Source organism: Parasulfitobacter algicola, assembly GCF_013315265.1.
Taxonomy (GTDB): domain Bacteria; phylum Pseudomonadota; class Alphaproteobacteria; order Rhodobacterales; family Rhodobacteraceae; genus Parasulfitobacter; species Parasulfitobacter algicola.
In genome coordinates this window covers 328,724-341,873 of record NZ_JABUFE010000002.1, presented here as the reverse complement: position 1 = coordinate 341,873, position 13,150 = coordinate 328,724, and the positions used below count along the sequence as shown (strand labels likewise).

Below are 13,150 nucleotides of genomic sequence, written 5' to 3'. Positions count from 1 at the left end.
ATAAATTGCATATTGCACTATATTAGAACTATTTTTGCAACTTATGACGAAATCAGATCTGATAAACGATAAGATATTGCAAGAACTGACGCGCGACGGGCGGATCAGCAATCTGGATCTTGCCAGTCGCGTGGGTCTATCGCCGTCGGCCTGCCTGCGCCGGGTGCAAGATCTTGAACGGCGCGGGGTGATCCTTGGCTATCGCGCTGTGATTGATCCGTCAGCCCGCGGGATCGGCTTTATCGCCTATATAACGGTCGGGCTGTCGGTTCACACCAAAACTGCACAGGCTGCATTTGAAAAAGCGGTGTCGATAACCCCCGAAGTTCGAGAGTGTCATAACATAACCGGAACGGTCGAATATATCCTTCGGGTCGAAGCCACCGATCTGGCCGCGTACAAGCATTTTCATACCGAAGTTTTAGGCACATTGCCGCAAGTGAATGCCATCACATCTTATGTCGTTATGTCGTCACCCAAGGACGAACGCGCATAGGCAAGTTAACGCCGACGACTCAATTCTGAAAAGAGAATCAACCTGGTAACTATTATTTTTCAATTAATTAATGATTAATAATAGATTAATTTATCCAAAAATTGATATTATATTTCTCGTATGAACTAATATTTGTAATAATATTGCTTTATTAGTGGATTTTCATATTGCAACGTTATTCTTTCTAGACTTGCCCTGTGAAAAGGCAGACGCTGAAAACGGGGCATTAATGATTAGGAGTGTTGAGTTGATCGATACTAAAAAGTTCGTAGAATCAAGTCAGCTTAGTGAACATGGATTTGGCATCAAAGCCGTATGTTGCACAGCACTTGCATTCATCCTAGCAGTACAACCAGCAATCGCTGAGGTCGTTACTCTTACATCAAAAGACAAAGAGGTCGTGATGACTGGCGACCTGATTGAAGCCGAAGACGGCGCTTATACCATCAAAACATCCATCGGAAATATCAAGCTGAACGCAGATATGTTCGATTGTACGGGTCCCGGTTGCCCTGATTTAGATGATGACGACGATGATGACAATTTGGACCTTGGCGAGCCCACTTTTGAAATCGCTGCTTCCGCAGGTATCGCCGATCAGCTTTTGCCCGTTATTGTCGAAGGGATTGCTGCCAAATATCAGGGCAATGTCGTTTCTCTTGATTCATTCGGGCAGGCACTTCCCGATGATATCGGCCGTGCTTTGCCAGAAATCGAAGACGGCGAAGATGAAGCAGAAGACAGCATCAGCATCCGTATCTTAGATGAAGATGATAAAGTGATCCGCTATTACGGCATCGAAATAGAAGAGGAAGAAGAAGCCATCGAAGCCCTGTCCGAGGGCGAAGTTGAAATCATCTTTCTGGATGAACCCGCCGAACCCGATGACATCGAAGAAGTCGCCGAAGGTGGCGGTGGCACGATTACCGACCCAGGCCAGGAACACGTTCTGGCTGTTGAAGGGCTGGTCGTGGCCGTCGCACCAGGCAACCCGCTGCAGAAAATCAAGCTTGAAGATATTGCACGCGTTTTTTCAGGCGACATCACAAATTGGTCGCAACTTGGCGGTCTGAACGCACCGATCAACGTCTATACCTTTGATGAAACAAACGCGGCTATTCATTATGTCGAAGAGGTCGTTCTGGAACCCGTCGACGAAGAACTGGGCGAAGATATCATCCCGGTTCAAACCATGCGCGAAATGACATCCAATATCTTGTCAGATCCAAATGGTATCGGCCTTGTGCCCTTTGCAAACAAGCGGGGCACACGTGCATTGCCGATTGAATCGTCTTGCGGGATGATCAATGAACCAAGCATCTTTAATATCAAAAGCGAAGAATACGCCCTTCAACGCCGGTTCTATGCCTATAACCGCCGTGTTGTATCACCCGAGGCGCAGGAATTTCTGGATTACATCGACAATCGCGAGGTCGACGGGCTTGTGAACAAAGCAGGCTTTATCGATCTGTCGGTGATCGAACAGGATCAGAATGCCGTCACAGGTCGGACCCAACAATTAATCCTGTCGACAAATGATGCGTTCGAATTGGGCATCTTGCGCAATCTGCTGTTCGAAATGCAGTCCGCACGCCGGTTGTCCACGACGTTTCGCTTTGCACTGGGGTCCAGCCGTCTGGACGTCCGTTCGCAGGCCGATGTCAAACGGATCACGGATTATATCGAAGAAAACCGACCCTCTGAGATTGTGTTTGTCGGCTTCACGGACTCAATTGGATCGTTTGAGGCGAATACAAACCTGTCGCAAAGCCGATCCGCCACCGTGCGCGCCACGATCCAGAATGCATTGGATCCCCGCGTTGCGGCCAACGTAAAATTAACCACGCTTGGATATGGCGAACTGTCACCCGTGGCCTGCAACGAAGAAAACTCGGGCCGCCGTATGAACCGCCGGGTCGAAGTTTGGGTTAGATAAATAATCGGGCGCGCGCTGCGGTGGGCGCCCCATTCCGAATGGTTGGGTCACACGGTTTATGATCAATCATCGATCTTTCTGATCGCAAACGGCCAACAGCAAAGTTTTGTACAAAAATTTATGTACATAACCCGTGTACAAAATATACAAAACTCGGGTTTTGCTTGCGACGGGCTGAAAATTTGGGTTACGTCGCGCCCATGAAAACACCTATATTCACCGACCTTGTCCAGACCCTGCCCGCAACCGTTCCGTTTGTCGGTCCTGAAACCCAGGAACGCCAAATGGGCCACGGTTTCACAGCGCGGCTTGGCGCAAACGAAAGCGTTTTTGGTCCGTCCCCAAAGGTTCTGAAGGCCATAGGAAATGCGGCGTCTGATATATGGATGTACGGCGATCCCGAAGCTTATGAATTACGTAACGCATTGGCAAAGCATCATAATATTACGATGGACAACATCATTGTCGGCGAAGGAATAGACGGGCTGCTTGGTTATTTGGCGCGTCTGTTCATCTCGCCCGGCGATGCGGTTGTGACATCAGACGGGGCCTATCCGACGTTCAATTATCACGTCCAAGGCTTTGGCGGTATGCTGCATAAAGTGCCTTATTGTGATGATCACGAAGACCCAAATGGCCTGATCGCGATGGCCGCCAAAACAGGCGCTAAACTAATTTATCTGGCCAATCCCGACAACCCGATGGGCAGTTGGCATAATGCGCAAACCCTTGAAAAAATGATAGAAAAACTTCCTGGTGGGTGTCTGCTGATCTTGGATGAAGCCTATGCAGATTGCGCGCCACACGACGCTGTACCGCCTTTGGATACGTCCAATCCGAATGTCATCAGAATGCGTACATTTTCAAAGGCTTACGGTCTGGCAGGCCTGCGTATTGGCTATGCAATCGGTCAAGCCGATTTGATCCAAAGTTTCAATAAAATCCGCAATCACTTTGGTGTCGGTCGGTTGCCACAAGCTGCCGCTTTGGCGGCTTTGGATGATCAGGCATATTTATCCGATGTTATTTCCAGAATATCAATGTCGCGCATACAAATATCTGAAATTGCTAAAGAAAATGGGCTGATACCGCTACCTTCAGCCACGAATTTTGTCACCATCGACTGTGGGAAGGATGGCAGTTTCGCGCGCGCTGTTGTCGCCAATTTAATCAAGCAGGGTATCTTTGTACGGATGCCATTCGTCGCCCCGCAAGACCGCTGTATCCGCGTCAGTTGCGGCACAGCCGACGACATGGCAGCATTTGCAAAAGCCCTGCCCATCGCATTGCAGCAAATTTAAACGTTGCGGATCACTTTCGCAAACTGATCAAAAATCGCCTCGTTCGCGCAGATAATTTCACCATCTTCCAAAATATCTGCTTTTTTATCAATGGGCTCAGCCAATCCGCCAGCTTCACGCAAAATGATCAGGCCTGCCGCCAAATCCCAATTATTAAGCCCACGTTCCCAAAATCCGTCATATCGGCCCGCAGCCACGTAAGCCATATCCAGCGCAGCCGCCCCCCACCGTCGCACGCCTGCCGTTGCCGGTAAAAGCCGCGCCAATTCCTGAAGCGTTAGTGGCAGATTTTTACTGCCCCCAAATGGCAATCCCGTGGCGAAAACGCTTTCGATCATCTTGTTGCGCCCTGACACCCGCAAGCGGCTTTCATTGACCCATGCGCCTTGACCTTTTTCGGCCCAGAACAGTTCATCCTTACTGGGGTCATAAACCACGCCCGTTATGATTTGTCCCTTATTTTCCAATGCGATAGAAACCGCAAAGTGCGGCATGCCGTGCAGAAAATTGGTGGTGCCGTCCAGCGGATCAACGATCCAGCGGCGAGTGGGATCTTCGCCCTCGGTTTCGCCGCTTTCTTCTGCCAAAAAACCATAGGTAGGCCGCGCCAGGGTCAAATCTTCGCGGATGATATTTTCTGCATTGATGTCGGCACGGCTGACGAAATCCCCGGCACCTTTCATGGACACCTGCAGATTTTCAACTTCACGAAAGTCTTTTGCCAAAGCACGTCCGGCCTTGCGGGCTGCTTTGATCATAACGTTCAGATTTGCACTGCCAGCCATCGCGGACTCCAATATTCATGCCAAGGCGGGCATATAGCCGGGCCAATGGCGAATGCCAAGCAACATTCAGGCCCGCTGCAGTTTAACGGCCTCTGTCCTGGCCAGTCTGATCAAATGAGCCATGAAGGGTTTTGTCGTGTCGTCCGTACGGGTCGCCGCGTAAAGCCGCCGGGTGATACCGGTTTTCGTCAATGGGCGCGTCACGTAATCAGAGTTGTATTTTACCTCTCGAATGACCCAATCGGGCAGCACAGCAACACCGCGGTTTGATGCGACCAGCAGTAAAATAACGGCCGTCAGTTCGACCTGACGGATAGCGGCTGGTTCAACGCGCGCGGGGATCAAAAGCTGGCTAAAGATATCCAGACGTGTGCGTTCAACCGGATATGTGATTAACGTTTGGCCTGCAAAATCCTGTGCCTCAACAAAGGTTTTCTTAGCCAGAGGATGCTGGCTTGAGGCAACAAACATGGGCGAATAATCAAAAAGTGGATTGAAATCAACACCTTCCAGTGTTTCAGGATCAGAGGACACCACCAGATCCACCTTTTCGCGACGCAATGCTGGCAATGCATCAAATGCAAGCCCCGGCAAGATATCAACGTCCACATCGGGCCAGGCTTTGCGGAATTCTTCCAGCACGGGAAACAGCCATTCAAAGCAGGCGTGGCATTCGATGGCTATATGCAGACGGCCGGATTTGCCCGCTTGCAGCCCTGCAAAGTCGGCCTCAAGCGCTGCGATTTCGGGCAAGATTTTTTCAGCTGTCGCCAGCAGTTTCATACCCGCCGAAGATAGTTTCAATGGCTTAGACCGACGCACGAACAGCTCGACGCCCGCTTGTTCCTCAATGCCCTTGACCTGATGGCTTAGGGCGGATTGTGTGATATTCAGCTGATCTGCAGCCTTGGCCAGCCCGCCCGTGTCATGGATGGCTTTTATTGTGCGCAGGTGGCGGAACTCAATATGCATCTTGGGGTTAGACTCATAGTTATCTTGAGAATTATGAAGTTGTTTCATCTTTAGCGAAATGCGACAAGAGCGAAACCAAAAACGACTGGATACATGATGACCCGTCCGCAGATTTCGTTCGAATTCTTTCCACCCAAGTCTTTGGAGGCATCATTTCGACTGTGGGATACGGTTCAAACACTTGCGCCTTTGCAGCCAGATTTTGTTTCCGTGACCTATGGCGCGGGCGGAACAACACGAAAATTGACGCATGAGGCGGTTGATGCAATCCATAAAACAAGCGGGTTGAACGTGGCCGCGCACCTGACATGCGTGGATGCAACACGCGACGAAACCCTTGAAATTGCGGAAAGCTATGCAGTCTCAGGCGTGACTGATATTGTCGCATTGCGGGGCGATCCACCAAAAGGATCAAACGGGTTTGAGCCACATAAAGATGGCTTTAATGATTCATGCGAATTGATCACAGCCTTGGCAGAAACTGGCAAGTTCAACATTCGGGTCGGCGCATACCCCGAGGCGCACCCAGAAGCAGTCAGCGCACAGGCCGACGTGGACTGGTTGAAACGCAAAATCGACGCGGGCGCGCATTCCGCAATCACACAGTTTTTCTTTGAAGCGGATACCTTTTTCCGGTTCCGTGATGCTTGTGATAAGGCAGGGATCACAGCGCCGATCATTCCTGGTATCTTGCCAATCGAAAACTGGACCGGCGTGCGCAAATTTGCCCAAAGTTGTGGCACCACAATTCCGCAATGGCTAGACGACACCTTTGTTACAGCCAAGCGCGATGATCGCGAAGATCTTCTGGCCACTGCAATTTGCAGCGAACTTTGCAGCGATTTGCTGGAAGGCGGGGTAGATCATCTTCATTTCTATACGCTCAACCGCCCCGAGTTGACCCGTGATGTGTGCCATGCACTTGGTGTGACACCGCAAGTGCGTCTGGAAAACGTTGCCTAAGCCAGATACGCTTCGCGTGAATTATGCGGAGTGTGCGATGTTAAAAGCCCTGTCTTTTGAAGATCTTCCAAACCGGGACAAGCTTTTGTCGATGTCTGGGCTTGAGGCAATGCGAGCTATTTTAGATGCTCAGATGCCCGCGCCACCAATTGGGGATACACTCAATTATCACCTGCACATGGTTGAACCAGGTCGCGTTACATTTCGCGGGACGCCCCGTTTTGCGCATACCAATCCAATGGGCACCGTGCATGGCGGCTGGTATGGCACGCTTCTGGACAGCGCGATGGCTTGTGCTGTGATGACCAAAGTACCAAAGGGGTCGCTTTATACGACATTGGAATACAAAATAAACATCGCGCGCAGCATCCCCTTGGATACTGAAATAGAGGCCACAGGCGTGGTCAGTCATGCAGGCAGATCAACGGGCATTGCGACAGGTGAAATTCGCGGGATTTCTGATGGCACACTTTATGCAACCGGGTCGACCACTTGCATCATCATGAAGATCAAAGACGAATAATTAGCAATATCTGGTATTTACAGGATTGGCGTTCTAGGGTTCATCAAGATTTGTTAAGGTCACTGCCGAATGCCGCTTATTGAAAACCACGCCCCGCTGTCCCTGGCTGAAGAAAGGCTGGTTGCTGAATGCAGTGGACCATCCCGCATCACAATTGGTGACGGTGAACGACCCATTGAGGCATCGCAAGACCGCGCAATTCGTGCCGATGTCATTCGTGCCATTCTATTGAACGAAGATCCCAGTTTTCGTCTGCATGATAAGGGCCTACGCTTGCGCGGCGCCTGGATCACGGGCGCGCTGGATCTTCAGGGATGCGATCTTGAACATGATATAACGCTGACGCAATGCCATTTGGACAGCGACATTTCCCTTGTGAATACAAGATTACGTGGTTTGCACATCTCGGGTTGTTTGCTGAAAGGCATGGCAGCCGATAATGCCAGTTTTGCAGGATCATTATATCTGCGGTCGGAAACGCGGATCGAAGGCGAAATCAGCCTTGCAGGCGCGCGCATCAATGGCGATCTTCAAATCTGTGCCGCACATATTGAAGCCCCTGGTCAGGATGCGGTCTTTGCCCCATCATTGCGCGTGGACGGGTCGGTATTTCTGGGCAACTATCCTTATTCGGATGGGATCACATCGCTTGTGGCAGTGGGAACATTGTTCTTTTCATCCGCACGCGTTGCGCATGATTTCTTTGTCTCAAATACCAGCGTCAGTTTGAAAGAAAGCGTGATAGGCGAAGGCGTCTTTAGCGCCACGGAAGAACACGGTCGCGATATGGCGCTAAGCCTTGCGCGCGCCCAGGTTGGTGGCATTTTGTTTTTCCAGGATAATCAGATCAGTCGCGGGATTGTTAATCTGGCAGGCGCATCGGTCGACAAACTAAAAGACGAACCAGAAGGACCGGGCGCAGGTTATCCGCTGCGGTTGGATGGGTTTCGGTACAATGACTTTTCCCGGCACACTAAAACCGGCGTGGATACGCGGTTGGCCTGGCTGGAACGTCGACCTGCGGATATGCCCTTTACCGCGCAACCTTATGAACAATTGGCCCATGTGATGCAGCAGTTGGGCCACCGCAATGACGCGCGCCTGGTTTTGATGCACAAAGAACGACTGCTGCGCCGGGAAAACCGTCTGTTGCTGCGTCAGGAAAACGGTCGCGGAATTCGGTGGGCGCTGATGGGGCTGACAGATACGCTGCTGCGGTTGACCGTTGGGTATGGCTATCGGCCGGGTCGTGCTGTTCTATTCGCATTTGTGCTGATCATGGGGTTGGGATTGTTTTATCAAAAAACCTGGGACGCAGGCGATATGACACCGAACGCCGCACCCATTCTGGTATCAAAGGATTGGATCACTGCGACACAGCTGCATTCGGATAATCCAGGCGCGTTCTGGTCGCAACCTGGGCAAGCTGGGCAGGATTGGGAAACCTTCAACGCATTCGCCTATTCCGCTGATCTGGTGATCCCTTTAATTTCACTGGGACAGGAAAACGCCTGGGCGCCTTCGACCTCGCGCAGCCCATGGGGCCGGGCGGGATGGTGGATGCGTTGGTTTGCCAAAACGCTTGGTTGGATCATTACCGCCTTGGCCGCTGCAGCATTGACCGGGCTGATCCGGCAGGACTAAGCGTGCTTTCGGACTTGATTTGCTGCACAACCAACTGCGCCCAAACCTGATAAGCGCGCGGGCCGGGGTGAAACCCGTCTGATGCCATCAGGTCTGGATCCATCGGAAAAGATAGCGATATATAACTGCAGTCTGTCCGGCTTTCGATAATTGTTTGCAGGTGATGGTCAAATTTAACGGCCTGTCGGCCAAGTACCCAGCGCAAAGGGTGCGGCAGCAAGGGAAACGATCCAAGGGGCGGCAAGCCCGACACATATATCCGTTTTGCTTCATATTCGAACGCCAGGAAATCCATTAATGCTGTATAGTTTTGCAACCACTTTTTCAGGGACACCCCGCTTGTCACATCGTTGACGCCCAGTGACACCACGATGACATCAAACACCATCGCAGGCTGAGCCTGAAGGTGCCGCAGTGTCGACGCGGTCGTCGCACCTGTTTTCGCGACCAATTGCCATTCGACGGTATAGCCCGCTGCAAGGTGACGTGTCACCAGCCCTGCAAGCGCCTGATCTTGATGTTCAACACCCACGCCCGCGGCCGATGAATCACCCAAGATCAACATCTTTAGCTGTAAGCCACGTCCAATCGTACCGCGTCGCTCACCAGCAGGTTCAGGCAAAACCAAAGCTTTTTTACGGACTTGAACCGCTTGAAATGCCAATACAGGCAACAAGACGATATGGCTGATCAGATATATGGCAAACTGCATAACAGGTTGATGATACATCCCTATGCGCTTTCCATACAGACTATATCTGGACGTTATTTCAATCGTAACAGGCGCAGTAGTCGCAAAATATAGTGCGCCAGCCAATTGCGTGACAGAAAAAACCTGGCCATTTCAACCGATGCGTCCGGCCCCTTTGAATCAGTATAACTGCCAGGCGCATGGCCCCCAGACCATGCATGGCCAAGCCCGTCGATAAGCCAGTATTCGACATGCGCCTGAGGCTTTTGACGGCGCAGTTTTATCCTGTTGCACACGCGGGTGTTCCGGGTGATCTGTTTACGCCGCAGCCCACCTTGCGCGAACTCAGGTTCAGCCGCCGCAAGTCGGTCGGCATTTTTGGGGCAGACCACGCGATCTTTTTGACCTTGAAAGATGATTGTTCTGGTTGATCCTGGTCCAACAAATCCGCGCCCACCGTGACGCATGGCGATCATGGCGCCAGCTACATTTGTTGCAGCCTCAGTCGGAACACCTGAATGCACCCCGATGGCTGCAAATCTTTCAGGATATGCCCGCCCTAATATAGCCGCCATAGCCCCACCAGCCGATAATCCAGCGGCATAGATCTTTCTTGGATGCACACCATGTTCTGCAATCAGATCATCCACAATTTGAACGATCCTTGCAGGTTCGCCGATCTGACCCTGATGATCTGGCAAATACCAGTTCCAACAGCGGTTTATATTATTGGACCGTTTCTGATGCGGATAGGCAATCAGAAAACCATAGCGATCCGCCAGCGCATTCATCCCGGTCCCGACAGAAAAATCATCTGGGTCCTGTGTACACCCATGCAACATGATCAAAAGTGCAGGGCGTTTAGAAGGACGCTTTGGAATATACAGTTTATAATCAATATGACCATAGGCCGACACAGCCTGCCTGGCCTCAAAACATGTCATGCACCAATCCCCCTTGCGACTTGATCGATGCTTGCACGCACAAGGTCCAGCAACAATTCCGTCGCTCGGTCAGACTTCGCCGATAGATATGAAAAAGTGCATCCAAAAGCACAAAAAACAAACAGTCTTTCAAAAATTCACACAGACCTGTGCATTAAAAAGTGTTTTCCTTTGAATATGCGCAGTTTAGACAAGGCGCTCTGATCAAGGAGCACTCAAATGCCGACTGTAGTAAGTGTTGAGAACGTGACCAAAGTTTACGATTCTGGCTTTGAGGCACTGAAAGGCGTCGATCTTCAGATCGAAGAAGGTGAAATTCTTGCGCTTTTAGGGCCGAATGGAGCGGGTAAAACCACTTTGATCTCAACGATTTGTGGCATTACAACTCCATCAGGTGGCAAAATCACCGTTGCGGGACATGATGTGATTACAGATTACCGTGCGGCCCGCAGTTTGATCGGCTTGGTGCCACAGGAGCTATCGCTTGAGCCGTTTGAAAAGGTGATGAATACCGTAAAGCTGTCGCGCGGGCTTTTCGGCAAGCCAAAAAATGACGCCTATATCGAAAAAATTCTGCACCAATTGTCCCTTTGGGACAAACGCAGTGCCAAGGTCATGGAACTGTCCGGCGGTATGAAGCGACGCGTACTGATTGCCAAAGCACTTAGTCACGAACCCCGCGTCTTATTTCTGGATGAACCCACCGCCGGTGTCGATGTTGAACTGCGTAAAGACATGTGGGACGTCGTCGCAAACCTGAAAGCCGATGGCGTAACGATCATTCTGACCACCCATTATATTGAAGAGGCCGAAGCGATTGCGGATCGTGTCGGCGTGATCAATCAGGGTCGCATCCTGCTGGTCGAACCGAAAGAGGATCTGATGCAGCGGATGGGTCAAAAACGTCTGACAATCGAACTGCAGGACGCCGTTGCGAATATTCCTGATGCCTTGGCAAGTTATGATCTGATGCGATCAGGGGATGGGATGGCCCTGATTTATAGCTATGAAACAACATCATCGCGTACCGGCATTACGACACTGTTGTCAGATCTGCAAAAAGCCGGTTTGCAGATGAAAGATCTGCAAACCAGGCAAAGTTCGCTGGAAGATATATTCGTTGATCTTGTAAAGGAAGAAGCATGAATTTCCAGGCAATCAAAGCCATCTATGTTTTTGAGATGGCACGCTTTTTCAGAACACTGGCACAAAGCTTTTTATCACCTGTTTTATCAACATCGCTTTATTTTGTGGTCTTTGGCGCAGCCATTGGCAGTCGGATCGAACAGGTTGATGGTGTCAGTTATGCCGCTTTTATCGTGCCAGGTTTGATCATGCTAAGTGTGATGACGCAGGCCACATCGAATGCATCATTCGGGATATATTTTCCGAAATTTATTGGCACGATCTATGAACTTCTATCAGCTCCCATCAGCTTTTTCGAGATCGTGATCGGGTATGTCGGTGCGGCTGCGACCAAGGCGCTGTTCGTGGGAATTGTGATCCTGGCGACAGCTTATTTCTTTGTCGATCTGCAGATTGCACACCCTATTGCAATGCTGGCCTTCTTGGTGCTGACCTGCCTGTCGTTCAGCCTTTTGGGCTTTATTATCGGTATATGGGCACAAAATTTTGAACAGCTGCAACTGATCCCGCTTTTGGTCATCACACCGCTTGTTTTTCTGGGCGGCAGTTTCTATTCCATTTCAATGCTGCCCCCGGCATGGCAGACGATTACGCTGTTCAACCCGGTGGTTTACCTGATCTCGGGATTTCGCTGGTCGTTTTTTGGCGTGGCCGATGTGGATATCTGGATCAGCCTGATGGCAATCGGGATCTTCACCGGTATTTGTCTAGGCGTAATCTGGTGGATTTTCAAAACCGGGTACAGAATTCGCAGCTAAAGGCGTTGATCACAAGCAACACATAAATCTGATTTAGGGGTATGCCTTGTTCCGGTGGGGGTCGCACTCTACATGCCCATCATGAAGCGCTGGATCCCTTTTATGAAATCCGACCCCTTGGTGTCGGTCGTACGGCTGAATGGCATGATTGCATCAGGCGCACGTGGTTTGAACGATGATGCGATTGCTCCGGTTCTGGACAAGGCCTTTTCAAGGGGCAAACCCAAAGCAGTCGCACTGATCATAAATTCGCCTGGCGGATCGCCTGTGCAAAGTTCGCTGATAGGGGCCCGCATTCGCCGCCTTTCCGAAGAAAACGATGTACCTGTCTATGCCTTTGTCGAAGATGTCGCTGCATCGGGCGGATATTGGCTGGCCACTGCCGCTGACGAAATCTGGATCGACCCGACATCTGTTGTTGGTTCGATCGGTGTAATTTCATCAGGGTTTGGTTTGAACAAATTCATCGAAAATTACGGCATTCAACGGCGGGTCTATACCGCCGGGCAATCCAAAAGCATGCTTGACCCGTTCCGAGCTGAAAAGCCTGCGGATGTAAAGCGGCTAAAGGGTATACTTGAACAACTGCATGACGTTTTTATAGCGCAGGTAAAATCAAGGCGGGGCGCAAAACTGCCAGAAGATCAAGACTTGTTCACGGGGGAAATTTGGGTGGGCGAAAAAGCGGTTGATATCGGGCTGGTTGATGGGGTCGGCCATCTGGTTCCGAAGATGAAAGAACTGTTTGGCGATAAGGTGAGACTGAAAGCCTACGAAATGCGCAAGCCATTTCTGCAAAGGTTTGGCATGCAGGTGATATCGGATGTCACGCACCAGGTCGAGGAACGGGCGCAATTTGCCCGATTTGGCCTATAGAGTGTTGGTTAAAATTGTTACCCTTTTCCTGATCGGTATCGCCGTGCTTGCGATGTTTGGTCGTTTGAAATTTCCAGGGCAGGCGCGACTTGCATCCAAAAAATGCGGCGGCTGC

At 50.8% G+C, this 13,150-nt stretch carries 13 protein-coding genes; 9 read left to right on the top strand and 4 right to left on the bottom strand.

Going from position 1 to position 13,150, the window contains the following annotated elements; all coding sequences use genetic code 11:
* Positions 1-43: 43 nt before the first annotated feature.
* The 3 genes from HRQ87_RS05500 to HRQ87_RS05490 all read left to right on the top strand — a co-directional run bounded on the left by HRQ87_RS05500 (position 44) and on the right by HRQ87_RS05490 (position 3,733).
* Positions 44-496 (top strand): Lrp/AsnC family transcriptional regulator, encoded by a 453-nt coding sequence (locus HRQ87_RS05500; protein ID WP_174136067.1) that lies wholly within the window; start codon positions 44-46, stop codon positions 494-496.
* 247 nt (positions 497-743) lie between these two features.
* Positions 744-2,432 (top strand): phosphate ABC transporter substrate-binding/OmpA family protein, encoded by a 1,689-nt coding sequence (locus tag HRQ87_RS05495; protein ID WP_174136065.1) that lies wholly within the window; start codon positions 744-746, stop codon positions 2,430-2,432.
* A 200-nt stretch (positions 2,433-2,632) separates the two neighbouring features.
* Positions 2,633-3,733 carry a pyridoxal phosphate-dependent aminotransferase gene (locus tag HRQ87_RS05490; RefSeq protein ID WP_174136063.1) on the top strand — a complete coding sequence of 367 codons (1,101 nt, stop codon included), beginning with the start codon at positions 2,633-2,635 and terminating at the stop codon, positions 3,731-3,733.
* Here the strand turns inward: HRQ87_RS05490 and HRQ87_RS05485 are convergent.
* On the bottom strand, positions 3,730-4,518 hold the full coding sequence (locus tag HRQ87_RS05485; RefSeq protein WP_174136061.1) for an inositol monophosphatase family protein: 789 nt from the start codon (positions 4,516-4,518) through the stop codon (positions 3,730-3,732). The two genes, HRQ87_RS05490 and HRQ87_RS05485, sit on opposite strands and share 4 nt — an antisense overlap.
* Positions 4,519-4,584: 66 nt before the next feature.
* Positions 4,585-5,490: a LysR family transcriptional regulator gene (locus HRQ87_RS05480; protein WP_174136058.1), complete on the bottom strand. Its 906-nt coding sequence runs from the start codon at positions 5,488-5,490 to the stop codon at positions 4,585-4,587.
* Positions 5,491-5,586: 96 nt separating this feature from the next.
* Between HRQ87_RS05480 and metF the strand changes: the two genes are divergently transcribed.
* The 3 genes from metF to HRQ87_RS05465 all read left to right on the top strand — a co-directional run bounded on the left by metF (position 5,587) and on the right by HRQ87_RS05465 (position 8,620).
* Complete coding sequence (gene metF, locus HRQ87_RS05475; RefSeq protein WP_174136056.1) at positions 5,587-6,453, top strand: methylenetetrahydrofolate reductase [NAD(P)H]; 867 nt, start codon at positions 5,587-5,589, stop codon at positions 6,451-6,453.
* Between the two features lie 37 nt (positions 6,454-6,490).
* Positions 6,491-6,976 (top strand): PaaI family thioesterase, encoded by a 486-nt coding sequence (locus HRQ87_RS05470; RefSeq protein WP_174136054.1) that lies wholly within the window; start codon positions 6,491-6,493, stop codon positions 6,974-6,976.
* Positions 6,977-7,045: 69 nt separating this feature from the next.
* Positions 7,046-8,620, top strand: a complete 1,575-nt coding sequence (locus tag HRQ87_RS05465; protein WP_174136052.1) for a hypothetical protein — start codon at positions 7,046-7,048, stop codon at positions 8,618-8,620.
* Here HRQ87_RS05465 and HRQ87_RS05460 read toward each other — a convergent pair.
* Complete coding sequence (locus HRQ87_RS05460; RefSeq protein ID WP_174136050.1) at positions 8,571-9,350, bottom strand: SGNH/GDSL hydrolase family protein; 780 nt, start codon at positions 9,348-9,350, stop codon at positions 8,571-8,573. The two genes, HRQ87_RS05465 and HRQ87_RS05460, sit on opposite strands and share 50 nt — an antisense overlap.
* A 35-nt stretch (positions 9,351-9,385) precedes the next feature.
* The gene (locus HRQ87_RS05455) at positions 9,386-10,255 is read right to left on the bottom strand and encodes an extracellular catalytic domain type 1 short-chain-length polyhydroxyalkanoate depolymerase (RefSeq protein WP_174136047.1); all 870 of its coding nucleotides are present in this window, start codon (positions 10,253-10,255) and stop codon (positions 9,386-9,388) included.
* A 219-nt stretch (positions 10,256-10,474) separates the two neighbouring features.
* On the opposite strand from HRQ87_RS05455, the gene HRQ87_RS05450 reads away from it, so the two are divergent.
* From HRQ87_RS05450 to HRQ87_RS05440, 3 genes are all read left to right on the top strand, one after another.
* Positions 10,475-11,401: an ABC transporter ATP-binding protein gene (locus tag HRQ87_RS05450; protein ID WP_174136045.1), complete on the top strand. Its 927-nt coding sequence runs from the start codon at positions 10,475-10,477 to the stop codon at positions 11,399-11,401.
* A complete protein-coding gene (locus HRQ87_RS05445; RefSeq protein WP_174136043.1) occupies positions 11,398-12,159 on the top strand; it encodes an ABC transporter permease in 762 nt (253 codons plus the stop codon). The genes HRQ87_RS05450 and HRQ87_RS05445 overlap by 4 nt, the downstream gene beginning before the upstream one ends.
* Positions 12,160-12,240: 81 nt before the next feature.
* Positions 12,241-13,035 carry a S49 family peptidase gene (locus HRQ87_RS05440; RefSeq protein ID WP_174136041.1) on the top strand — a complete coding sequence of 265 codons (795 nt, stop codon included), beginning with the start codon at positions 12,241-12,243 and terminating at the stop codon, positions 13,033-13,035.
* The last annotated feature ends 115 nt before the right edge of the window (positions 13,036-13,150 follow it).

Bases quoted from the DNA above. Each gene is read 5' to 3' on its own strand.
- HRQ87_RS05465 (WP_174136052.1), top strand. From the start codon at position 7,046: ATGCCGCTTATTGAAAACCACGCCCCGCTGTCCCTGGCTGAAGAAAGG.
- HRQ87_RS05485 (WP_174136061.1), bottom strand. From the start codon at position 4,518: ATGGCTGGCAGTGCAAATCTGAACGTTATGATCAAAGCAGCCCGCAAG.
- HRQ87_RS05455 (WP_174136047.1), bottom strand. From the start codon at position 10,255: ATGACATGTTTTGAGGCCAGGCAGGCTGTGTCGGCCTATGGTCATATT.
- HRQ87_RS05460 (WP_174136050.1), bottom strand. From the start codon at position 9,350: ATGTATCATCAACCTGTTATGCAGTTTGCCATATATCTGATCAGCCAT.
- HRQ87_RS05440 (WP_174136041.1), top strand. From the start codon at position 12,241: ATGAAGCGCTGGATCCCTTTTATGAAATCCGACCCCTTGGTGTCGGTC.
- HRQ87_RS05450 (WP_174136045.1), top strand. From the start codon at position 10,475: ATGCCGACTGTAGTAAGTGTTGAGAACGTGACCAAAGTTTACGATTCT.
- HRQ87_RS05445 (WP_174136043.1), top strand. From the start codon at position 11,398: ATGAATTTCCAGGCAATCAAAGCCATCTATGTTTTTGAGATGGCACGC.
- HRQ87_RS05490 (WP_174136063.1), top strand. From the start codon at position 2,633: ATGAAAACACCTATATTCACCGACCTTGTCCAGACCCTGCCCGCAACC.
- HRQ87_RS05480 (WP_174136058.1), bottom strand. From the start codon at position 5,490: ATGCATATTGAGTTCCGCCACCTGCGCACAATAAAAGCCATCCATGAC.
- HRQ87_RS05500 (WP_174136067.1), top strand. From the start codon at position 44: ATGACGAAATCAGATCTGATAAACGATAAGATATTGCAAGAACTGACG.
- HRQ87_RS05470 (WP_174136054.1), top strand. From the start codon at position 6,491: ATGTTAAAAGCCCTGTCTTTTGAAGATCTTCCAAACCGGGACAAGCTT.
- metF (WP_174136056.1), top strand. From the start codon at position 5,587: ATGACCCGTCCGCAGATTTCGTTCGAATTCTTTCCACCCAAGTCTTTG.